14 protein-coding genes are annotated in these 24,326 nt (G+C 54.9%); 5 read left to right on the top strand and 9 right to left on the bottom strand.

Going from position 1 to position 24,326, the window contains the following annotated elements:
- Positions 1-38 precede the first annotated feature (38 nt).
- From dnaG to VK738_11930, 8 genes are all read right to left on the bottom strand, one after another.
- Positions 39-1,808 carry a DNA primase gene (gene dnaG / locus VK738_11965; protein HTD23364.1) on the bottom strand — a complete coding sequence of 590 codons (1,770 nt, stop codon included), beginning with the start codon at positions 1,806-1,808 and terminating at the stop codon, positions 39-41.
- An 84-nt stretch (positions 1,809-1,892) separates the two neighbouring features.
- Entirely contained in the window at positions 1,893-3,989 is a 2,097-nt protein-coding gene (locus VK738_11960) for a hypothetical protein (protein HTD23363.1), read from the bottom strand.
- Positions 3,990-4,006: 17 nt separating this feature from the next.
- Entirely contained in the window at positions 4,007-4,480 is a 474-nt protein-coding gene (locus VK738_11955) for a hypothetical protein (GenBank protein ID HTD23362.1), read from the bottom strand.
- 161 nt (positions 4,481-4,641) lie between these two features.
- The gene (locus VK738_11950; protein ID HTD23361.1) at positions 4,642-6,774 is read right to left on the bottom strand and encodes a hypothetical protein; all 2,133 of its coding nucleotides are present in this window, start codon (positions 6,772-6,774) and stop codon (positions 4,642-4,644) included.
- 12 nt (positions 6,775-6,786) lie between these two features.
- The gene (locus tag VK738_11945; protein ID HTD23360.1) at positions 6,787-7,293 is read right to left on the bottom strand and encodes a hypothetical protein; all 507 of its coding nucleotides are present in this window, start codon (positions 7,291-7,293) and stop codon (positions 6,787-6,789) included.
- A gap of 163 nt (positions 7,294-7,456) precedes the next feature.
- Positions 7,457-9,595 (bottom strand): hypothetical protein, encoded by a 2,139-nt coding sequence (locus tag VK738_11940; GenBank protein ID HTD23359.1) that lies wholly within the window; start codon positions 9,593-9,595, stop codon positions 7,457-7,459.
- A 14-nt stretch (positions 9,596-9,609) separates the two neighbouring features.
- Positions 9,610-10,110, bottom strand: coding sequence for a hypothetical protein (locus tag VK738_11935; protein HTD23358.1), 501 nt, complete (start codon positions 10,108-10,110; stop codon positions 9,610-9,612).
- A 106-nt stretch (positions 10,111-10,216) separates the two neighbouring features.
- Positions 10,217-12,658 carry a Smr/MutS family protein gene (locus VK738_11930; protein ID HTD23357.1) on the bottom strand — a complete coding sequence of 814 codons (2,442 nt, stop codon included), beginning with the start codon at positions 12,656-12,658 and terminating at the stop codon, positions 10,217-10,219.
- 294 nt (positions 12,659-12,952) lie between these two features.
- Here VK738_11930 and VK738_11925 point away from each other — a divergent pair, with 294 nt between their 5' ends.
- The 4 genes from VK738_11925 to VK738_11910 all read left to right on the top strand — a co-directional run bounded on the left by VK738_11925 (position 12,953) and on the right by VK738_11910 (position 19,465).
- The gene (locus VK738_11925; protein ID HTD23356.1) at positions 12,953-14,719 is read left to right on the top strand and encodes an ATP-binding protein; all 1,767 of its coding nucleotides are present in this window, start codon (positions 12,953-12,955) and stop codon (positions 14,717-14,719) included.
- Between the two features lie 151 nt (positions 14,720-14,870).
- Positions 14,871-15,908 carry a porphobilinogen synthase gene (gene hemB / locus VK738_11920; protein HTD23355.1) on the top strand — a complete coding sequence of 346 codons (1,038 nt, stop codon included), beginning with the start codon at positions 14,871-14,873 and terminating at the stop codon, positions 15,906-15,908.
- Between the two features lie 162 nt (positions 15,909-16,070).
- Positions 16,071-18,203, top strand: a complete 2,133-nt coding sequence (locus VK738_11915) for a tetratricopeptide repeat protein (GenBank protein HTD23354.1) — start codon at positions 16,071-16,073, stop codon at positions 18,201-18,203.
- Positions 18,204-18,331: 128 nt separating this feature from the next.
- Positions 18,332-19,465: a deoxyguanosinetriphosphate triphosphohydrolase gene (locus VK738_11910; GenBank protein ID HTD23353.1), complete on the top strand. Its 1,134-nt coding sequence runs from the start codon at positions 18,332-18,334 to the stop codon at positions 19,463-19,465.
- 31 nt (positions 19,466-19,496) lie between these two features.
- Here VK738_11910 and VK738_11905 read toward each other — a convergent pair whose 3' ends face one another.
- The gene (locus VK738_11905; protein ID HTD23352.1) at positions 19,497-20,648 is read right to left on the bottom strand and encodes a hypothetical protein; all 1,152 of its coding nucleotides are present in this window, start codon (positions 20,646-20,648) and stop codon (positions 19,497-19,499) included.
- An 811-nt stretch (positions 20,649-21,459) separates the two neighbouring features.
- Between VK738_11905 and VK738_11900 the strand changes: the two genes are divergently transcribed.
- Positions 21,460-24,326: VCBS repeat-containing protein (locus VK738_11900; protein HTD23351.1), on the top strand; the 2,867-nt coding region annotated here is incomplete at its 3' end.

The following is a 24,326-nucleotide window of genomic DNA, read 5'->3' as shown; positions in this document are numbered from 1 at the left end:
TACGCGGATTTTTTAAAAATCAGTTCAAAGCACATCCGTTACTTTCGTTCCGAAAGAGAGCGGTCGAGGGCCAGTTTTTCCTGCATCAGGCGGGCGAGGGTTGCCGAATCCTGTTTGCGTTCGGCTTCGGCGATCTGTGCCTTCAGTGTGCGCTGTTGCCGCTCCATGCGCTGGCGGCGAAGGGCATGCAGGGCCTGCTCGGCAAGTTGAGGCGATAACTCTTCCTGGGTTTCGTTCATCAGGATCGAAGCTAACAAGCGCCGGTCGCCTTCATTCAACTCAAGGTTCATAGGATCATCGGGAGTACTCGAAGCCAGCAGGGCGTTGATCAGTGATTCACATGTCAGCCCCTGGTGCAAGAGTTCCGCGGAAAAAATATCGTGAATTTTCACGCTCAACTCTCTTTCCTCACGCGAACTCAGCACCCGAACCACAATCTTTTCGGCCTCATTGACCTGCGGCTCCGCCGGCGTCTTGATGCTGCCCGCGCGCGTGTTGACTGAGTGTTTCAACTCCTGACGTAACAATGCGGAATCGATGCCCAGCTTTTGCGCCATGTCCGCGGCCAGTTCATCCCGTTGAATGTTGTTGTGCACGCGTTGCAGATGCGGCAGAAGAAAATTCACGGCTTGCACTTTGCCTTGGGAGGTCTGTACCCGGAACTGGGCGCGGGCGCGCTCCATGAGGTAGTCAAAGTAATCCGGCGCGCTCTTCAAGGCGGCTCCATAAGCATCTTTGCCGCGCTTGCGGATGTACAAATCCGGATCGTACCCCGGCTCCAGCGTGAGCACCTTGATGCGGAAGTCTTCAGCAACCAGCAGTCCGAGGGAGCGCTCAGCGGCGGCTGCGCCGGCCGTATCCGGATCGAAATTCACCAGGATCCTCTTGCTATAGCGCGCCAGCAGCCGCACCTGGCTCTCGGTAAAAGCTGTTCCCGAACTGGCAATCACGTTTTGAAATCCAGCGGCAAACACCGAGATGCAATCCATCTGTCCTTCAACCAGGATGGCATAATCAAATTTGCGAATGTGTTCCCGCGCACGGTCCAGGTTGAAGAGCACCCGCGACTTGGAATAGATGGCGGTCTCCGGCGAATTCAGATATTTTGGTCCGGCTTTGTCGTCAGTGCTTAAGGTGCGTCCGGTGAATGCGATGATTTTGCCCGCCTCGCTGGCGATGGGAAACATGATGCGGTTGCGAAATCTGGAATACATCGGCGCTTTGTCGCCGCCATCCGGCTTCCAGGAAAGCAGGCCAGATTCTTTCAAGGCTTCCTCATCGAAATTATTTTTGAGGCGATCGCGCAGCAGAAAGCCTGAATCCGGCGCATAGCCAATGCGGAACTGCGTGATGGTTTGCTGGTCCAGGCCGCGTCCGGCTAAATATTCCCGGGCTCCAGCCGATTCCGGTTTCTGCAGTTGCTCCTGAAAAAAAACGCAGGCCTGTTCATGCATGTCGATCAAGGCACCCCGCAAGCGCGCTTCTTTTGCCTCTGCCGGGCTGGCAGGAGTCTGTTTGGGAATGGCGATCCCCAGCTTTTGCGCGATGGCGCGCACGGCTTCGGGGAAAGTTATGTTCTCGATCTTCTGTACAAAGCTGAAGACATCGCCTGAAACTCCGCACCCGAAGCAGTGATAAAACTGGCGCGTGGCGTGCACCGAAAACGACGGCGTCTTTTCATTGTGGAAAGGGCACAGCCCGCTGAAATTTTGTGCTCCGGCCTTCTTCAACTTCACATACTCGCCGATCACGCGCACAATATCGGCCTGCTGTTTGACCGTATATGCGAAATCGCCGGGGTTTGCCATGGCAAGTTTCAGTGTAAAGCGAAAACTTATAAAAAATTACAAGTTAAGGATATATGCGATTCGCGCTGCTGGTATTGATATGTTCTAACGCAGCGAAACGCGCTCTGCGTCCACTTCTTCCAGCTCAACTTCCGTAGGCAGGACCGAGACCCAATCCTCACGATCAAAGCGCACAGAGATTTCTGTGATGGGAGGGCGTTCTCCCCGCTTGCGCCACTCCGATGGATTCTCGAAGAAGTAATTCATAAGCCCTGGTTCACTCCAGGGGTAGATCCACACTTCATAGCTGCGATTGGGGTGGGCAATGGCGTGCGCGACCTTCACCGTGCCGTCGGCCCGCTGCAGGAAGAAATTCATGGTAGCAGGTTTTAGGACCCTCCACCACGGAGGATAATGAACCTGGATGCGCAGCTTGAGGAAATCAACATCTTGTTGAGGCCATGAGTTCAGTTGGGCAAGCCGGATGTTTTCTCCTTCTTTAACCGGCTGACGAGCCGGCGGGAGTGGCAATTTCGTGACTTCCAGGTTCCAACGGCGCATGCGCTCTTCATCACGCTGCAAACCAAGAACCCCCAATTCCAGATTGGCCACACGATGAAAGTGGCGATGCAAATAAAGCCAGACCTCTGGAGTGCGTGTGAAGTGCGATATACCATCGACCGTCCAACTTCCCAGATAGTCGGCGGAATAAATGGCCCACATGGGGTGGTCGCGCTCCACTCCGCCAAGGTGCTGTTGCAGTGAAAAGTCGTCTGCAGCCACGTAGCTTTGCAGCGTCCCACCGGCCACGCGGCGGCGAGCCACGTCTCCGTAGATATTTTCAAAAGGATAGATCATAACGCTTTCAGAAGGAGCCGCATGTTCGCGCAAAAACCTGGAGCCGGCGTTGAGCTGCTGAAAATCGTCGGGCGCCAAACACGCCTGGTCCAGCAGTTGCTTGCCCGGCGTGCACGTCGCGGCTGCCGGGATCGTCAAAGCCCGCCATATCCTTGCCGCGGAGAAAGCATCATAGGGAGACGCAGCAAAAACTATGGTGCAAACCAGGGCGAGTAAAGGCGGAATGCCCGCGGATAAGCCGGCCCGTTCGCGGGACAGTGCACCGAAAAGGAATGAGAAGGCAAACGCGATCACAGGGAACAATCCCAACGTAACATTCTTCCAGGAGGAACGCACAATACAGGATTGCATCAGCAGCAAAGAGAGCAGGGCTATGGCCAGAATTCGGGGGCGAAGGCCCGGGTTTTCCGGGTAGCGCTTGGAAACAATCCATGCCCAGAAGAAGACCGAGAAAGAGAGAAGGGCCGCGGTCACCAGCAGACTTGTGGCCTGGTGACTTATGGCCATGGGTTCGAACCAGCGGTAGTTGCTCACAAGGTCGTAGTTGCCGATCCAATATCGAAAGTCGGCAAACCTGCCAAAGAGCGCATTGACCGCCAGCATACAGACAAAGAAGACCAACAAAGTAAGGCCCGAAAAAATGACCCCGGGCCGCCATGGCTGCCGATGCAGGACCCGGTAGGTGCTGTAACTCCCCGCGACCAGAAGAAATCCCGCCAGGGCGTAGAACCCGGCATCAGCGGCGATAAGAAAAGAAAGTGTTATAAGCAAGGCGGCCGCCAGAGCTTGCGCCGTCATCGAAAGTGCACCGGCGGGCAGATTTTCCTGCATCCAAAGGAACGCCGCAAAGACGAACAAAGGCACGCAGAGCTTGATATCGAACCGTGCCCAAAAAATTACCAACAACAAAAAATAGAAGGCCCGCTTCCAGGGCTCGACTTGCGGCAAAAGAAAGCGCGCGGCGCCATAGACCAAAACGATGGTTGCCCAGATCGGGACAAAGCGCGAGAGCCTGTAGAACTCTCCCAGCGAAAGATCGCGCATCCAGAAGATGGGCACAAAGAGCAGTTGAAAAAGCGGGCCGTAGGTAAACAGAACGTCTTTGCCGAGCCAGATGTGCTGCTGCGCCTTCGCAAGAAGATCGTATTTCCAGGAATCATCCGTAAAGTCAATCGTCGCAACATCGGCGGGCAGTGGAGAATTGCGGTAGAGAAATAATGTGATCAATGCCAGCAGGAGAGCCATGAGCAGGTCCAGACGAGCATATAAGAACCGTGCCAGCTTCCAGCACAGGTTCGCTGCCTGTGCTGCCGGCGGTGTAATCGGATTTCCTGTTTCAGGCAAAGTCGCTGGATCCGGCATCAATCCAAAACCATCACAATCTTTTCATCTAAAGGAATCCTGCGTCCATCCTGCAGAAATGCCACAGCTTGCAGGCGATGGTCGCCGGGCTCGATTCCTGTAAGTAAAAGCTGATTACCCCATTCACAGCGAACAGCTTTACCAGAAGGGTCGGCCCGCACCATAAGTAACTGAGCGTCGGCCAACGGCTTGTCATCCATCATCAGGACAACTCGGCGAACCACAAGCTGAGAATCACGAATGCCAAGCCATCCATCGACTCGAAAATGTGTGCCGGTCTGGGCCATCAGGCGATTCACGGATGGGGCATAAATGCCGCCGCTCAAGGGTTGATCTGGTACCGTAACCACGCCCGCGTTGCCCGCATCAGAAGGAGCGAGTTGAGGGGAACGGAATCGCGAAGGCAGGTTCAGAAAAAGGAGCGCACCCAGCACTGCGTACATGATGAGAGGTAGAGCAGCATTTTTCAACATGCTCGGGGACCTCCGGGGTGATTCTTGATTTTCTGCGCTGTTCATTTACTGAGAAAAGCACTCGTTGCCAAAGAACCCTCGCGCTGGGTGAACTACATCTCTGATAGCTCACCGTCGGCAATACGGACGCAAGTGATTCTGCTGGATCGGTCCCTGAAATTTCATTGCTCCGACAGCTTCACTGTCTGTACGTCCTGTATTTTAATACGCGAGGGCTGTACCGCAATCCAGTCCCTGGGCTGCGACAGAAGCGACAGACTCTGAATGCGCGGCCGGACGGCCGAACGCCATTGCTTGGGAGAAGCCGAGAAGTAGTTGGCAAGCTGCGCTTGCTCCCAGGGATAGATCCAGATTTCATAAGGATGATTAGGCTGAGCAATAACGTTTACTGCTTTCTCTTCTCCACCTGCAAAACGCATTTTGACCACAAGAGACGAAGGCCTGAGAAGTTTCCACCAAAAGGGATACTCCACGCTGACATCGATCTTGATGAAGTCCAGATCGTCCCCAAGAGAATCCGCGGGCAAAACAAGCTCTTCGTTCCCGGTCCCTTGCACAGCGTGCGGCAGGACGGAAGTTGAAATCATCTGCCATCGCTTGCCGCGCTCCTCATCGCGCCTCAAAACGAGAAGCCCGGGCAGTGCGTCAAAATCGTCTCTATACCAACGTTGCCAGTATAGCCAGATATACGGAGTGCGGGTAAAGTTAGCAAGGCCATTACAAGGATCGCTTTGCCAGGGCTCGGCGGCGTATATCGCCCATGGTGGCCGCGCCTGCTCCAGGCTTTCCATTTGCCGCCGGTTCAGGTAGTCTCCGGCGCTTATATAGTGTTGTACCAATTCGCCCGCCACGTTCCGCCGCGCCACAAAAGCATAAACGCTCTGATAGGGGAATATCCCGATCGAATCGGAATCGCTGGTATGCTGAACCAAAAAATCGCGGACCGTTTGTAGTTGGATGAAGTTGTTAGTCTTAAGACAAACCCCATCAATCTCATGCAATCCCAGGGGGCAACTATGGGGGTTGGTTATCGCAGACCGGTCCTGGAGCACATTGCGGGGAATAAAGAGATGATTGGGCCCGCTGAAGCCGGCGGTAAGAACAAGAATAAGGGCCACGGAAACCGTAAGCCGCAAGACAGAAAGCCTGTCTTCGGTTGCACCCAACAGCAGCGCACAAGAGAGCGCGATCCATGGAAACAGGCCGGTTGCGACGTGAAGTTGTTCGGCGCAGACGAGAATCAACTGCACACCAATGAGTGCAAAGCCCAGCATTGCCAGCCGGGAGGCGCGGGCACGCACGGAAAGGCCGGGCTTTTTTCGATAAACAAACCAATGCCCCACGAAGATCAACAGATTCAGGCCCACGGCGAGCCAGAAAACCGGAGTCATTGGCGGCTGCATACGCATGTTTTGCGCCCAGCGATATTGAGCTGCAACTTCGTATGCTGCTCTCCAAAAGTGAAAGTCAGTAAGCCTGCCGGTAGCCCAATTGACGGCCAGCACCCAGACAGCAAGAAAAGCTCCTGTGAGCGTCACGTATTTAGCCGCAGTTCGCAAGGCGAAGAAGCTGTGCTCGTAAAACAAGAAAGCGGCTAACACAGCGGCAAAAGCGGCTGCCGAGTAATGCCCGGAATCATCCGAGAGCAGAAAAGCGGTGGCGATCAGTGATGCCGCAGTCGCCGCCCGCCAGGACAGGCTCGAAAAACTCTTGCCGGGATCAGGAAACGTGCGAAGGAAAACCGCAAACGAGCATAATGGAAACAGGACTTTGATGTTAAAGATGATCCAGTGAGTCGGAACCCAGAAGATCAGCAGCAGAAGAAGGTAGAACACACGCACCCAAGATGGCTGCCGATTCAACAAGAGGGCGCCTGTACCATAAAGGACGGGGATCGTTGTCCAATAATGTGTTACCCAAACATACAGATAGAAAGACCCCAGACTCATTCCATGCCGCAACGGAGCCCAACACAGAAGCCACTGAAAGAGTGGGCCGCGGGTGAAGATAAGGTCCCTGCCCAACCAAATTCCCCGATGGGCTTTAGTTATTAAGTCGAGTTCCCACGAGTTATCAAAAAACTCGATCTCACGGACAAAGAGCGGAAGCTTCTGTACCAGATAATAGTGGGCCACGAATGCCATTAGCAGGAGCATGACGAAAAAATCTGCATGGGCGAGCAAAATTTGCGCCAAGCGTCGTGCGTAGTTCAGAGAAAATAATTGCCGAGGAGCGGAGGCAGGTTCTACTGAAGCTTGCGGCTGGGTTTCATCGGGTTTTTGCTTAACGGTCATGGATCAGGAGGGCTACGGAGTAACCGATAAGACGCTTTGGCTGACAATAACAGGATCATGACCCTCAGGAACCGATTGCACGGTGAGGGTATACACACCCAGCGGGATATCTTTCATGAAAAAATCAACCTGCCAATTCTTAATGTGCGTGCCGCCGCCGTTGGCGCCGAGCAAAGTCGATTCTGCCAGGTTGGTCTCGGCCATGGGCCGGTCATCTAAGTAAACGACAATTTTTTGAGACTGGAAGGCCGGGGCGAGCTCGCCAAACCATCCAGTCACTTTCAGATGAGCGCCGGGTTTCGCCGCTACCGGAACCTGGATCTGTCCATGGAGTGGGTTGCCGTTCACGATAAGCATCTGAACATCAGGTTCGTACGCGGGCAGTGTGTACACCCAATTCTCGTGGCCAAAGAAAAGGAGAATGGCAAGACCAGCAAAAGCCAGAAGAGGCGCAAGCCACAATTGATGTAGTTTTGAGTTGCGGCCATGCCCGGCAGCGGTCTCGATTCCTGATGTCATTTAGGTATTGGATTGTATCGTTTTTGGGGTTGTTTGAATCCCGATACGATATAACTTTTCACTCAAGAGAACACGATAGCACGACTTCGTTCCGCCGTTGCGAAACTGTGGTCACACTGTCCTCGCCGCAAAATCTGTTGGAATTCCGGCTCTCCAGTAAATTTCATTGCTCCGACAGCTTTACCGTCTGCACCTCGCCTATGGTAATCCGGGAGGGCGTAACCGAAAGCCAGTCTATGGGCATACACTGCAAAGAGAGGCTTTGCAGGCGCGGCCTCGATGCAACACGCCATTCCTGGACATTGGGCGAGAAATAATTCGCCAGCTCAGCCTGCTCCCAGGGGTAGATCCATATGTCATAGGGATGGTCGGGCTGCACGATCGCGGGCACCGATCTGTCTGGCCCACGATCGAAGTGCAGCCACACCACGAAAATCGAAGGCTTGAGGAGCTTCCACCATACGGGATACTCCGCTCGGAGATTGATCTTGATGAAGTCCCAGTCATTTCCCAGGGGAGTTACAGGTAAGGCAATTTCCTCGCTTGTTCGCCTGCTTTGCACAGGCCGAGCAAGAACGGACGTGGAGGTCATCTTCCAGTGGCGACCACGCTCTTCATCGCGGTGCAAAAGCATGAGCCCAGGTTGCGCATCGAATTCGTGTTTGTACCACCGCTGCCAATACAACCAGACAGAAGGAGTGCGGGTGAAGTTGGGGATGCCATCGACGCCAAAAGTTTGCAAGGGCTCCACGGAGTATACCGTCCAGGCTGGTGAGGCTTCTTCCAGAGATTGCACCTGCCGCTGGGTTAAGTAGTCCCCCGCGATCACATAATCCTGCAGCACTGTTCCCGCGACACGGCGCCTGGGGACGAAGCCATAAACGTTCTCGAATGGAAAAACCCCAATAGAGTCTGAAGCAGCGGTATGTTGCTTCAAGAAATCACCCACTGTTTTGAGTTTGGAAAAGTCGGCAGCTTCAAGACAAACGTCGTCGATTTCATACTGTCCCTCGGGGCAGACATTGCGGCCCGTCAGAGCAGGCCGGCGCTGAAAGAGCGCCTGAGAATGAAAAAGAGAATAAGGGCCGCTGAAAACTCCCGTGATAACCAGAATGACCGAAAAAGAAAGCATGAGCCGCACTGCAGAAATCCTGAGTTCGGTTGCGCCCAGCAGTAATGCACCCGAGAGCGCAATCCAGGGAAACAGACTTATGGCTACGTGAAAATGTTCAGAAGAAACAATCAGCGACTGCAAAGTAACCAGCCCGAAACATAACATGGCTAGCCAGGCCGGCCGGGCGCGTGCCGGAACCGAGGGTGTTCGGCTCTGGACGATCCACTGCCAGAGAAAGACCAGCAGGTTCAAAATCAAGGCCCACCAGAAGATAGAAGTCATTTCGGGAAGCATGCGCACAGCTTGCGACCAGCGGTACTGGGTTACAACTTCGTAGGTTGACTTCCAAAAGCGGAAATCCAAAAGTTTGCCCAAGGCTGCGTTGATTGTAAGGACCCAACCGAAAAAAAATATGCCTGTCAGGGCAGCATATTTTGCCATTCCGGCCAGACTTGCAAGATCGTGCTCGTAGAGCAAAGATGTGCACACAACAATGCCAAAAGCGGCCACGCAATATGCGCCGGCATCGCCCGATATGAGGAAAGCAATGGCCATGAGTGTGGCCGCAGTTCCTGCACGCCAGCACAGACCCCAGTTTCCTTGGGTTGCAGCCGGGAGCATACGCAAAAAAATTGCAAAGCAGCACAAGGGGAGAAGGAGTTTGATATCAAAGAGAATCCAGTTGACCGGGACCCAGAAGATGACTAAGAGAAGCAGGTAGAACACTCGTACCCAAGACGGTTGTCCGCGTAGTAAAAAAGCCCCGGTAAAATAAATGCACAGGGTAATAGACCAATAGTGAAACATCCAGAGATATGAATAAAAGGACCCCAGGCTCATCCCCTGCCGCAAAGGCGCCCAGCTCAGGAGCTTTTGAAAGAGCGGGCCGTAGGTGAAAATTGCGTCCCTGCCAAGCCAGACTCCCTGGTGGGCTTTGGCCACCAGGTCCAATTGCCAGGAAGTGTCAAAAAAATTGATGGTCTGGATGGGAATGGGAGGCTGCGCCAATAAACAAAATCGCGTCAGCAACCCCAGGATCAGCAGCATGACGAAAAAATCGGCGTGGGCCAGCAACAAATGCGCCAGCCGTTTCGCAGCGTGACGGCAAAACGACTGCGAACGGGAGCTTGCTGTTTTTCTTGAATCCTTGTGCTCGTCAATTTCTTCGAATTGTTGTTCAACCAGCATGGAGCATGACAGAGTTATCGCAGAACCAGAATCGAGGTTTGTGCAAGGGCGATTGGCTCGCGGCCTTGCGCTGCCGCCTCGAGTCCCAGGATATGCTCGCCTGGCGGCGTGTCCTTCACAAAAAAAGCAACTTCCCAACGCTTGATTGTGACGCTCTGGCCATTCGAACTCACCCGAGCGGGATAAAAGACGCTAGTTTCAGCTACGGGTCGTCCGTCCAGGTAAAGAGTAATATTTTGCGGCTGAATCGAAGGGTCCACGCTTCCCAGCCAGCCCCCCGCGTTCAGGGTTGTGCCCAAATAAAAACTTTTTGGGACCTCCGCTGTTCCTCGCAGCAGACTGGTTTTTATCGAAAGCACCTGGGAATTATTTTGACCATAAGGCAGGGAATACACCCAGCTATTTCTGCCCAGGGCCAGCAGCAGCGCAAGCCCGGCAAACGCAAGTAGCGGGGGCGCCCACAAATGGTATGGCTTGGACCTTCCCCCGTATTCCTGTTCCAAAGATGTCTTCATCCAAACCGTGTGTTGAGGCAATCTTAGGTCAGTCGCAGTCCAAACTGCAGAGCCCGACCTGATCGGGAAATCTTATCACTTTCAGCTTTGAGAGCTGTCATACGCTTCACACCCTTAACTCCACGACCGTCGCTCCCGCTCCACCTTCTTTCTGCGCAGGCTCGATGACCGAGGTGACATGCGGATGCTTCTGCAAATATTGGCGCAAGGCTTTGCGTAGGATGCCCATGCCGCTGCCGTGCACAATGCGCACCCGCGGCAGGCCGGCGAGAAAGGCGCGATCCACGAATTTTTCTACGCGCCGGGTGGCTTCTTCCACATTTTCACCGATGACATTGATCTCCGAAGCTGCCGATTCTTCTTCGTCTTGCGCGACTTGAACGGATATCCCTCTCCGGCTGCGCGCCGCCTGTAGCGGGTTATCTCCTGTTCGGCTCAGGACTTCGGCAATGTCTTCACGTGGGACTTTCATCTTCATGGCCCCGACCTCCACCTCGAAGGTGTGGTCATCCACACGCCGCTTGATGACGCCGGCCCTGCCCAGCGATTTCAGTTTTACCGTATCGCCCTCACTCACCTGATGCACCAACCCAGGCTGCGAGTTAGGATCGCCGGCATCGGCCCCGGTCCTATGCGCCACCACGGTTGAATCAAATTGCTCTTTGAATTCGCGGCGCAGTTTGGCAATGCGCCGCTCCGATTCCTTGGAAAGCTTCTGCGCGGCGGCGCGGTCTTGCACCGCACTGACAACCTCGCGAGCACGGTACTCAAAATCACGCAGCACAGATTCCAGCTTCTTTTCCATCTCCTGTATTTTGGCGCGTTGCTCGCGCAATCCGTCACGCTCCAGACGGTCGCGTTCGCGCGCGACCTCTTGTTCGCGCGAGCGCAATTGCGCCCGTTCGGCTTCCAGGTCACGCAAGCCCGAGTGCAGTTGATCGAGGAAGTGGGCGATGTCTTCCGTCTGGGTATTCAGCCGGGCCCGTGCCGCCGCGATAATTGCCGGATTCAATCCCAGGCGTCCGGCGATGTTAATGCCGGCAGAAGCACCGGGCACACCTATGCGCAGGTGATAGGTTGGTTGCAACGTACGCTCATCGAATCCCACAGCGGCGTTGACTACGCCGGGCGTATTGGCGCCATAAACTTTCAACGACGTGTGATGCGTGGAGATGATGCTCGTGCTTCCCAACTCCAGAAAATGCTGGGCAATGGCCACAGCCAGTGCAGCGCCCTCTTCCGGATCGGTCGCCGAGCCCAGTTCATCCAGCAGAACCAGCGATTGCGCCGTCGCTGTGCGCGAGAGCAAGTCAATGTTGGTAACGTGGGCCGAGAAGGTTGAAAGATTTTGCTCGATGGATTGGTAATCGCCAATATCGGCTAGGACAGAATCGAAAATCGGCAATTGTGCGCGCATGGCTGGAACCGGCATACCCGATTGGCACATCAGGGCAAGCAGTCCAACCGTCTTCAGCCCAACCGTCTTGCCGCCGGTATTTGGCCCGGTGATGACAATCTGGCGCGCGCTGTCAGTGAGCTCCAGGTTCAAAGGCACAACCGAATTGTTTCTCAGTTTTAGATTGCGCTCCAGCAACGGATGCCGCGCCCCTTCCAGAAAGACGCCGCGTTCCACCAGGGTGGGCACAACGCATTCGTAGTCCTGCGCAAAGCGGGCCTTGGTGAACTGCAGTTCGAGTTCGGCCAGAACTGACGCGGCCGCTGCGATTTCAGCAGCGCGCTGCCCGATCTGTTCGGTCATCTCCGCCAGAATGCGGTGGATCTCAGACAGTTCCTCCTCCAGCAGACGCACCAACTCGTTGTTCTGCTCAATGGTTTCGAGCGGCTCAACAAAGACCGTTTGCCCGCTGGAGCTGGCGCCGTGAATCACGCCGTTGATCCGGCGCTTCTGCTCTACTTTCACGGGGATCACGAATCGTTCCCCCCGAATCGTTATCAGCTCCTCCTGTACCGCGCCGCCCTCCGAGAGCCTCCGCAGGTAGCCGCGCAGGGATTCCTGAATCGAGCGTCTTTGTTTCTCAATCTCCCGGCGAATGCGTCCGAGCTCTGGCGAAGCGCGGTCATCGAGCGTGCCATCGGGCAGGATTTTGTTGCGGAAGTTGCGAAGCAGGCCGGTAAAATCCGCAATGCCTGAGGACAGCTGGGCGACGGCCGCCCATTCCAGCTTCATCGCAGTGGGCGGGCGCAGTATGACCTCGCGCCACTGCGCCGCCCGGTCAATCAGAACAATCAGGTTGCGGATTTCCGTCGTTTCCAGGGCCACGCCGGCAATGTGGGCTTTTTCCAGCAGACTCGTCGGGCTGAGCAATCCGGAAAAATCAAATCGTCCGCCGCCACGCAGGAATTGCAATACCTCGATTACGAGCTGATGTTGGCCGGCTATCCAGGCGCGATCGCAGACCGGCTGGAGCGCGGCAACCTTGGCCTTGCCCAGGTCCGAAACAGAATAGGCATTCAACAGCTCGCGCAGCGCCTCGAACTCAAGCACACGTCCGCTGGAAAAGGTCATTGGATTAGGATTTTCAGCCACAGGTTCCTTGCGTCAATTCTTTTACTCGTCTCAATGGTACACCGCAACGTTTAGAAATTAAGACAGAGCTACCGTGCCTCATACCCTGCTCTGAAAAATTAGGGTAGTGGAAGCCAACTATCGTGCACCATAGTCGGTTAGATTTTGACTGTTTGTTTTTCTCTGTGTCTCTGTGCCTCCGTGGTGAAATCCTCCAATCCGTGCCATTTTGGTTCATATTCCAAAATGAAATTACTTAAGTAATTATCTGATTTTTGGAATATTTCTGTACAATTCTCAATCCCTCAATTTCACATGAACATAGACCGCAAAAGGGCATGGTGGTACACCGCAGCAGCTTTGTTTCTGGCTGTTTATATCCTGATTGCCCTTTTGGTGAAGCCTGGGCCCGCGCTCACTGCCTTGGCAGACATCACGCGATTTCTTCTCTCGCTGATCGCGATCTTTACCTTGGGAGGGCATCTATTTGCCGCGCGCGGCCGGGAACGGGCATTTTGGGGACTCATGACTTTGGGCGCGATGCTCTGGTCTGTTCCACATGCGTGGCGGATATGGTATGAGGTTCTATTAAGAAATTCTTCCTCGGAGTATTCTCTCAGCCACATATTTCTTTTCCTCCACGTCATCCCTCTTATGGCGGCCCTGGCCCTGCGGCCCCAGTATCGCCAGAGTGAACACAAACTGCGCATGGATTTTCTCGATGCCGTCATGCTTCTCCTCTGGTGGATTTACCTCTACCTCTTCATGATTACGCCCTGGCAGTTGGGGATGATTTCCGTCCCTCAGCTCTCCGGCTTTTACTTCAACGTGCTCTATTTCGTGGAAAATGCTGCTCTCGCCACGGGTGCCGGGATACTTTTCCTCCGTTCAGCAAGAGAGTGCAAGAAAATCTACGGTGGCATTTTTCTATCGGCGACCCTGTATACATTCGGCTCTTTGTTCATGGATTGGCATGCCATACATCGCCCATACCAAGCCGGCAGCGTCCCGGATGTGTTGATCGTCGCCGCCATGCTGGTCTTTGCCGGCATTGGATTGGAAGGAGCCGCTTCTCCTTACCGCAGCCTGGAAGAATCGGTCATGGGGGTGCACAGCGTTTGGCCGGCACGCTTTGCTTTGCTGGCGCTGATTTCCATGCCTTGTATGGCGCTGTGGATCATCTTCTTCAGCCGCGCGCCCTATCCCGTCACTATTTTTCGATTGCAGGTCGCCTTTGGCGCCATCGTTGTCTTGACCTTGGTGGTCATGTTCCGGCAGATGTTGTTGAACGCCGAGCTGACCCGGCTTTTGCGCGAATCGCAGCAAACCATTACTCACGAAAAGCGGTTGCAAGATCGTATGGTCAGCTCCGAAAAGATGGCGGCCCTGGGCCAGTTGGTGGCAGGAGCGGCCCACGAGATCAACAATCCGCTGACCGCAATTCTGGGCTACTCCGATCTGCTCGAAGCCGATGCATCACTGAGCGAAGAGCCGCGTTCGCAGGTGCAAAAGATTGGCCAGCAAGCCCGCCGCACCAAACGGTTGGTGGAAAACCTGCTGAACTTTGCCCAGCAAAGCCCGGCTGAGAAGACCTCGGTGCACGTCAATGCGCTTCTGAATAATGCCCTGCAATTGCGCGAGCCCGATCTCAGCGGCAAGAGAATCAAGCTCAAAGTCAAACTCGAGCCTGAACTGCCGCGTATACGCGGAGATTCAAACCAGCTATTGCAGGTGTTCCTGCACATGATCAACAATGCCGCCGATGCCTTGCAGGAAGTCGGTGGAGGTCTGCTGACCATAACTACCAACAGTGAAAATGCCTGGGTGCTGATCCAGTTCTCCGATACTGGTGTGGGGATCAAGGAGCCGCAGAAGATCTTCGATCCTTTCTACACTACCAAACCCATCGGAAAAGGGAGTGGATTAGGTCTCAGCGCCTGTTATGGCATCGTGCAGGATCACGGGGGCAAGATCGAATGCGAAAACAACGCCAACGGCGGCGCAACATTCCTGATCAAACTGCCTGCCGAAGCCACCCCTCAGCAGAACACTCCTCCGCCTGAGGCTCCCGCTGGAAAATGACCTCCGCCTGCTTCTGATCTTCATAATTAATCCGTGTTCATCCGTGTTGATCCGTGGCAAACACCACTTTGTGTCCTTTGTGGTTAGATTTTGACTTGGCTTTTTCCGTCAACTGGCTGCTGGCAACTGCTCCTGTTAAAATTCAAGTTTTATGGCCTTTCCCATTACCCGGCTACGGCGTCTGCGTCGCAACGAGCAGATTCGGTCTCTTGTCCGCGAGACCCGTCTCTCCCCGCAGTCTTTGGTCTATCCATTATTTGTATGTCCGGGCGAGGGTGTACGAAAACCGGTGACTTCCATGCCCGGTGTTTTCAATCTTTCCGTGGATGAAGCTGTCAAAGAGGCGAGCACGGCCTACGGCCTGGGTATTCCGGCGGTAATTTTGTTTGGATTGCCCGAGCAGAAAGACACGGCCGCCAGTGGCGCCTGGAGCGACGATGGCATCGTGCAGCGGGCCACCCGCGCGCTCAAGCTCGAAGTCCCCGGTCTTCTCCTTATCGGCGATGTTTGCCTGTGCGAGTACATGTCGCACGGTCATTGCGGTGTTGTCCAGGCAGAGACTCGCGAGACCTCGGTTCCATCTTCTGGAGCCGCTGCCTCACGCCCGGCCCTTGCGGTGGAGTATCAGATTGCCAATGATCCTACCCTTGAAATCCTGGCGCATACCGCGGTATCGCAGACACGTGCGGGCATGGATATTATCGCCCCCTCCGACATGATGGATGGCCGCGTCGCCGCGATCCGCAAAGCACTTGACGAAGCGGGATACCAAAACACGCCTATCCTTTCTTATGCTGCGAAATTCGCCTCGGCTTTTTACGGGCCATTCCGCGAGGCAGCCGATTCGGCGCCCCAGTTTGGCGACCGCCGCTCCTACCAGATGGATGGCGCCAACCTGCGCGAGGCCTTGCGGGAAATCTCGACCGACCTGGAGGAAGGGGCAGACATTATTATGGTGAAGCCGGCCATGCCTTATCTGGATGTGATTTCCGCCGCCCGCCATCGTTTTGACGTCCCGCTGGCTGCCTATCAGGTCTCCGGGGAGTATGCCATGATTCAGGCCGCCGCTCAGAACAACTGGATTGACCGGGAAAAGGTCATGATGGAATCGCTGGTCTCCATCAAGCGGGCAGGAGCAGACGTAATCTTGACATATTTTGCCAAAGAGGCGGCAAAACTTCTGGCATAACAGCTATGAAAAATTCGTTTTAACTTTTCTTTGCATTTTGGGTCTCAAAATACCCGCGAACTCGACTACAATAAAAAAATAAATTCATGCCCCGTGTGGGGTGTTAGGCATCCAATGGGCAGAGGAATTGACCCGCATTCGCCGGAAAGCCGAGTGGTATTCATGAGAACCCGTTTGTTTATTCTTGTCTTGCTGTTATCAGCTTCGAGCCTTACTTTTGCCCAAAAAACTCTCTCGACCACGCCTGCTGCCTCGAGCGGAGCAAAGCCCGCCTCCACTTCTGACGGAAAAGCCGCCGATGCCAACTCAAAGCCGCCTGCTTCCAAACCGGAAGAGAAGAAGGCCCCGGACCGAGCTGCGGCCTATTATCACTACTCGCTGGCGCATATTTATGAAGAGTTAGTCTCCAACTTCGCGCGTTCCGAGTATGCCGAAAGAGCGGTTGATGAATACAAACTGGCGATTGCAAACGATCCGGAGTCCTCTTATCTTTCCGCCGGCCTTGCCGAACTTTATGCCAAGACCGGACGCATCCGCGACGCAGTCCTGGAAGCGCAAAACATCCTGAAGCGTGATCCCAAGAACCTGGAAGCCCACCGCTTGTTGGGCAGGATCTATCTGCGTTCCATCCCCGATCTGCAATCCGGCGCGCAGTCGCAGGAAATCCTGAAATTGGCCATTGAGCAGTTTGAGCAGATCATCGCCATTGATCCCGGCATCGCCGACGACCACATGGTCCTGGGCAGGCTGTACAGGCTGAATAACGATCTGCCGAAGGCCGAAAACGAATTCAAGACTGCCGTGACGTTGCAGCCGGAGTCCGAAGAAGCGCTGAGCAGCCTGGCCTATCTCTATACCGAAGAGGGAGCGCCCGATAAAGGTATCCGACTTCTGGAAGATGTGCCCGATGCTGCCCGGTCGTCGCGGCTTTACGCCGCCCTCGGATATACCTACAGCCAGGCGAAAGATTACAAGAAAGCCATTGCGGCTTATCGCCGTTCCGTAGAGCTAGACCGTGAAAACCTGGATTCCGTCCGCGAGCTCGCGCAGAACCTGTTGAACGATGGCCAGACCGATGCTGCGCTGCAGCAATACAAGATCATCGCCGATGCCGACCCGCAGGATGCACAAGCCCAGTTGCGCATCGCCGAGATCCTCCGCCGCAGTGGCAAGTTCGACCAGGCCCTGGAACACTTGAAGAAAGCCGAGTCTCTCGTCCAGGATTCTCTCGAAGTGCCCTACAACATTGCGCTCGTCTATGAGGCGCAAGGGCGTTACGACGACGCCGTACAAATCCTGCAGCAGCTTTTGAAGAAAACCGCTCGGCCAGACAACAACTACACCGCCGGTGAGAGCAACAATCGCACATTGTTTCTGGAACAGTTGGGCGGGGTGTACAACGAACAGGGCAAGACCCAGTTGGCGCTGGATGCGTTTCACCAGATGCTTCAGCTTGGCGACGACAGCTCCGAGCGTGGCTACGAGCAGATCGTTGAGACCTACCGCAAAGATAAGCAATGGCAGCAGGCCCTCAGCACGGCTCAAGAAGCTGCCCAGAAATATCCCCAGAACCGCGAGATCAAGCTGCTTCTCAGCCGCGAACTGGCGGATGCCGGCAAAGGCGATGAGGCTGTCACCCAGATCAAAACCCTGCTGCGGAATACGACCGATGATCGTGAAGTATATCTGGCCCTGGCGCAAATGCACATGCGCATTCGCGAGTTTAAAGAGGCTGAGGATGACGTAGCCAAGGCCGACAAGCTTTCCAGCAAACCGGAAGATAAGGACACAGTCGCTTTCATGGCAGCCTCCGTCTTCGAGCGTGAGAAGAAATACGACGAAGCCGAAGAGCGATTCAAGCACGTTCTGAACACCGACCCACATAATGCGGTGATCTTGAATAATCTCGGCTATATGCTTGCGGACCGCGGGCTGCGGCTGGAAGAAGCTCTCGGATACGTCAAGAAAGCCCTCGAGCAGGAACCCGAAAGCGGCATCTACCTCGATTCCCTGGGATGGGCCTATTTCAAGCTCGGCAACTATGAGCTGGCGGAAGAAAATCTGGTCAAGGCATCACAAAAGGTCGCCGATGGCACCATTCAGGACCATCTTGCTGAACTGTATTTCAAGACCGGACGCGTGAAGCTGGCGGCCAACCACTGGGAGCGCGCACTGGAAGAGTGGAACAAGAGCGTGCCTTACGATGTTGATTCCACCGATGTAGCCCGTGTGCAGAAAAGACTGGAATCAGCCCGCATCAAGCTGGCCCAGCAGGCAGCGAGTAAGCAACAGTAGATTTACGATTTATGAATTACGATTTACGATTTTCAGAGGGAAAGAATCTTTCGTAGATCAGCGTCTTCCCGGTTATCAGGGAACGTTGCAATTCGAAAATCGTAATTCGTAAATCGCAAATCAAATCCATGGCCGGCCGTGCATCAATCCAGTCTCTCCAGCACCTGGCAATGCGCGTAGAAAACTCGCGCGGACGCAAACATCCTGAGCCCTCCCATCCTTATCGCAACGACTATCAGCGTGACCGTGACCGAATCGTTTACTCACGCGCCTTCCGCCGTCTGGAAAATAAGACCCAGGTTTTTACCCGCCGTTTTTCCGATCACTTTCGCAACCGTCTGACCCACACCATTGAAGTTGCTCAAATTTCCCGGACCATCGCCGGCGCATTGGGATTGAACGTTGATTTGGTCGAAGCCCTAGCCCTGGCGCACGACATCGGCCACCCTCCTTTCGGGCACGCCGGAGAGAAAGCATTGGATGCCGCCATGCGCGCGCAAGGCTTATCGTTCGATCACAATCTGCATGCCCTCCGCATCGTGGAAGATTTCGAACTACGCGCCGGGTTTCGCGGGCTCAACCTGACCTTCGAGGTGCGAGAGGGAATCATCAAACATTCCCGCGACTATGATCCGCAGGCATTTCCGGAATTGCTGGAATATCGGCTGGGCGAGCTCCCTCCGCTGGAGGCGCAGTTGGTGGATTTGACCGATGAAATCGCCTACAACGCCGCCGACCTCGACGATGGCTGCGAAGCCCACATATTAACTCTGGATGAAATTCGCGCCGAAGTTTGTATATTTGAAGATTGTTATCGAGAGGCCAGTGCGCGCTTCCCGGATGTGCCCGCGAAACTGCTGTTGAACGAAGCCCTCAAACGCATGCTCGACCGCATGGTCACAGACCTGATTCAGCACACCGCGGAGGCCGCCGAGCAGGCTGCGGTGAAATCGCTGGAAGATGTGCGCTCTTTCCCGCATCGCTTGGCCAGCTTCAGCGAAAAAATCGAGAAGCAGCGCCGCCAGGCAAAGGAATTTTTATACTCGCGGCTTTATTTCAGCCCCGATCTCATGCCTGAAAAAGAGATGGCCGAGCGCATCATTACTGAACTGTTCGCATTCTGGATGGCCCATCCCGAAGCTCTGCCGGAAAACTATCAGGAAAAAGTCCGCCAGGAATCCCTGCCGCGCATCATCTGCGATTACATCGCGGGTATGACCGACAATTACATCCTGGAACAGCACCAGAAGCTGCTCGCCTGAAAACTTCCTAACCGACGCAGCACAAAACAGGCTACGGCCGGGGCACCGCTTCGTGCGTCTCTTCCGACCGGCCACTCTCGTTTCCGCGAGCATCCACTGCCGTTACCATATAAAAATATTCTTTCCCGGGAGCTACGTCGGAATCACGGAAGACCGGCGTCTTGACCAGATCTGAATTCACGCGCAGGTACTGGCGTCCTTGTTCCCGCCGGTAGACGTTATAGCCTGCCAGATCGCCTTCTGTGTTCGGCGCCCAGGTAAGATCGATGAAATTCTGTTGCGGATTACCGCTGTAAACCGCCTGCAATCCCACAGGCGGAGCGGGCGGGAAAATATCATGGGTTAATATCTGCAATCCTGCCGAGGTCTCGCCTTCCACCTCGGCCACAGGCGCCCCGCCGAGGGAGGCTAGAATGCGCGTCACCGGCGTGATGCTGTAAACATAATTCTTTTCCCATTCAATACCGTGATCCACGGCTTTGAGCGGACCAGTGGCGGGCACCTCAGCTATTTTCACCGGGCCAGCCGGTTGAGCTCCGGGTTTCACCACTGCAGCAGCGGTTGCGGTACGGTCTATGCGATAAACAAACTGCAGGCGGCCTCCGGCGTCGGGCAATTCCTGCGAAGCCGGGCTGGCGCTGAGATAAACTCCGTCCGCGCGGACCTCAGCCTTGAGGTTTGTGGGAGGCGCTGCAGTCGGAGCGAGCGGCACTGCCGCAGAGTTTGAAATTCCTGCATTGCGTCCGCTGCGGTTATTCACGATGACAGCGTACGCGGCAAAACTAAGAGGATGCGCCTTCTGGAGCTCACCGGGAAGGCCGATGGATACCTCCACCGTGGTGCCTGCCTGTTGCTTGCCGCCGTTTGAAACTGTTGGCTTGGGCGGTACGCGCTCCACCTCTTGCGTGCAGCCCGGCAGCGATTGGGGCGCGTCGTCATAGATGCCCTGGCAGACGGTGGTTTCTCCTATATGCTTGCCTGCCGTTGCGCGATCGGTCGTCTGGGCCGGTTGTGTCCAATCGAGTGTGATCTTGTCTCCCTTGCGCGAGGCGCGCAGGTCTTGCACAGGTTGGGGCAAGTCTAATGAAGGAGCTTGTGGGGCGCCCTCTGTTCCGCACCCGGCCAGCAACATGCCGGCGGCCAAAATCAAAGCAGAAACAAAGCAGATTGTCGGGAATTTCATTCAGTTTCCAGAATAACAGCAGTTATTGTGACAAGCCATCATTGCTGACGCGCGTATCACGATACCATGGACTCTGGAATCGCAGAATATGAGCGAAAGTCCCGGTCGGTTGAACGAGACAAGCAGCAAGCCGATGATCAGACCGCCGATTGCAGCCGGATGTCAGTACGGGGTAGCTTTCTCGTCGTGGGCGAACATCGCACCCCCTAAGTAAGATGGTTACTAAAGTACAATTCACGATTAAACAAAAGTACAGTGCCTAATTCACTCCTTCCGTCACTTTTATCGCCATTTTTTGTCATTTATAACTAGCGCAACCGAGAGGTACGCCACGCCTCTAGCGCCATTTCTTAGTATGTATGTCTTTTGTTATGAACATTTTGTAGATTTTTGTTGACTGAGAACTGGGTTTAGGCTACATTCGTGCATTACCTCCCATTTAAGGAAAGTTCCCAAAACTGAACTCCCGACCCCCGAACTAAGGGATTTTCCTCAAAATTAGCTGTTTTTTAGCTGTCTGGTTCTGAAAAAGGTTCTGAAGCACCCCCCTCAATATGTTGTTTGCTCCCTCGGAGGGATGTCAATTGATTCTATATTCGGTCCAACTGGTTCTGCTGCTCGCCGCAACCTTCGCAATCAGCGAAGTAGCAGCGTTATCCAATAAATTTGTGCTAGCTCCCCTAGCGAGTCACCGCAGTACCCCCTCGAGTTCTTATTTCAGGTTTGACAAAAACCCCAGCAATTCCTGGACCCCCGGGAAGACGGAAGAATGCTGATTTATTCGAAAGCGATTCGAGAGGAAGACCTTCTTATGACAACGCACTTGATGAGGCTGCGCCATGCCTCACTCATGATCTTGATCTTTATCCTGTGGGGTGTTTCCACGGCGGCAGCCCAGGTGCCGACCTTTTCTGGACCAACGACTTTGAACGGCGACAACACGCCGTACGCGGTTGGCGCCGGAGATTTCAACGGTGACGGGAAAATAGACCTCGCCTTCCCCAACGTTAACAGTGACGATGTGAGCATCCTGCTGGGCAACGGCAATGGTACCTTCGGAGCCGCTACCAACTTCCCTTTAACCGCGGGTTCCGGTCCGCAATATGTTGCTGTAGGAGATTTCAATGGCGACGGCAAACTCGATTTAGCAATCGCCGAGAACACCAGCGGTCAGATGAGCATTCTGCTGGGCAACGGGAATGGGACTTTCCAGGCTGCTGTCGACTATCCTGCAGGACTCAACCCCAGGGATATCGTTGCCCGTGACCTCAATGGTGACGGCAAGCTGGATCTGATCGTAACCAATAGCGGCACCAATACCATAAGTGTTTACATTGGGAACGGGGATGGCACCTTCAAGCCACAGGTGACGTACACCGTCGGAAATTCCGCCCGCGCAGTCGTAGTAGGGGACTTCAACAAAGACGGCAAGCTGGATCTGGCAGTCACCAATACGAACGACAATACCGTAAGCATTCTTCTTGGCAATGGGGACGGCACGTTTCAGAACCAGGTGACCTACGCGACCGGAAACGCGCCATGGTTTCTCACGATTGGCGACTTCAATGCAGATGGAAACCTTGATCTGGCAGTAGCGAACAATGCCGATAATAACGTGAGTATTCTGCTGGGCAATGGTAATGGCACCTTCCAGGCGCAACAGACTTACCCGCCAGCGGCGAATCTGACCGGCGCACACAGCATTGAGACCTACGATTTCAACGGCGATGGCATCCTTGACCTGGTCGTTGCCAACAATGGCAGCAACAACATAAGCATCCTGCTGGGCAATGGCAATGGAAGTTTTCAGAATCCGATCAATTTTACCGTGGGAAATGGGCCCAAGGGCATGTTCCTGGGCGACCTCAATGCAGACGGCAGAGCAGACATTGCCGTGGCCAATGTAACAGCCGGCAACGTCTCTGTACTGTTGAACACCACTGCCGCGTTCCCGACCATGACCCTGACAGGTCCTGCAAGCACAACAGCGGGTACACCCTTCAGCGTTACGGTCACGATGAAGAGCAACGGCGTGACGTATACCGCTTATCGTGGCACAGTGCATTTCACCAGTTCTGACGTTCAGGCAGGGTTGCCGGCCAATTACACTTTCACGGCCGCCGACAATGGCGTACATACTTTCACCAATCTGGTGACGCTGAAGACCTCAGGCAACCAAACCGTCAGAACCACCGATACGCTCAATGCCTACGATACGGGCACGGTCACGGTGGCAGTGAACCCTGGTCCGGCCTCGGTGTTTACGGTGACGACTTCTTCGGGAAGCTCAACTGCTGGAACAGTGATGACGGTTACGGTGACCGCAAAGGATGCCTACGGCAATATTGCGACCGGGTATACCGGAACAGTTCACTTCACCAGCACAGATCTCCAGGCGGTGCTGCCGGCCAATTACACGTTCGTGGCCGGAGATAACGGTGCGCATACCTTCAACGTGACCTTGAAGACGGCGGGCAGCGATACCGTAACCGCGACAGACACGGTGACCGGCACTATTACCGGGACATCGAGTGCAGTAAATGTGTCTCCAGCAGCCGCTTCACAGTTCACAGTGGCAGCGCCGGCCGCCGCTACTGCAGGTACAGCGTTTAGTATCACAGTCACAGCAAAAGATCCCTACGGCAACATAGCGACCGGCTACCGTGGCATAGCGCACTTCACCAGTTCGGATGGCCAGGCAGTCTTACCGGCGAATTACACCTTCGTCGCCGGAGACAACGGCGTCCATACCTTTACCAATCTGACCACGCTGAAGACTTCGGGCAACCAGACGGTGACGGCGACCGACACAGTTACCGCGAGCATTACGGGTACATCGGCCAACATAGCGGTCAGCGCACTCGCAGCCACGCACCTCACGGTGACCGCGCCGGCTGCAGCGACAGCAGGGACGGCATTCAGCATCACAGTAACCGCGCTCGATCAGTTCAACAATGTGGCTCCGGGTTACACGGGCATAGTGCATTTCACCAGCACCGATGGAGCGGCGGTATTGCCGGCGAACTACACCTTCCTAGCTGGGGATAACGGTGTCCATACCTTCACCAATCTGACCACGTTGAAGACTTCGGGCAACCAGACCATCACCGGCACGGACACGGTTACGGCGAGCATTACCGGCACTTCGGGAACGATCGTGGTAAGTGCGGCGGCAGCGACCCACTACACGGTGGCAGCACCGGCAGCAACGACGGCGGGAACGGCCTTCAGCGTGACGGTAACCGCTCTCGACCAATTCAACAATGTCGCCAAAGCCTACACCGGCATCGTGCACTTTACGAGCTCTGATGGAGCGGCGGTGTTGCCGGCAAATTACACCTTCGTGGCTGGAGACAACGGCGTCCATACCTTTACGAATCTGACGACCTTGAAGACTTCGGGCAACCAGACCATCACCGGCACGGACACGGTTACGGCAAGCATTACCGGCACTTCGGGAACGATCGTGGTAAGCGCAGGGGCGGCGACGCATTACACGGTGACCGCGCCGGCTGCAGCGACAGCAGGGACGGCATTCAGTATCACAGTAACCGCGCTCGATCAGTTCAACAATGTGGCTCCGGGTTACACGGGCATAGTGCATTTCACCAGCACCGATGGAGCGGCGGTATTGCCGGCGAACTACACCTTCCTAGCTGGGGATAACGGTGTCCATAC

The sequence above is a fragment of the Terriglobales bacterium genome (assembly GCA_035487355.1).
Lineage (GTDB): Bacteria > Acidobacteriota > Terriglobia > Terriglobales > Acidobacteriaceae > QIAW01.
Note: the sequence above shows the minus strand (reverse complement) of the source record. Positions and strands in the feature narration are given on the sequence as shown.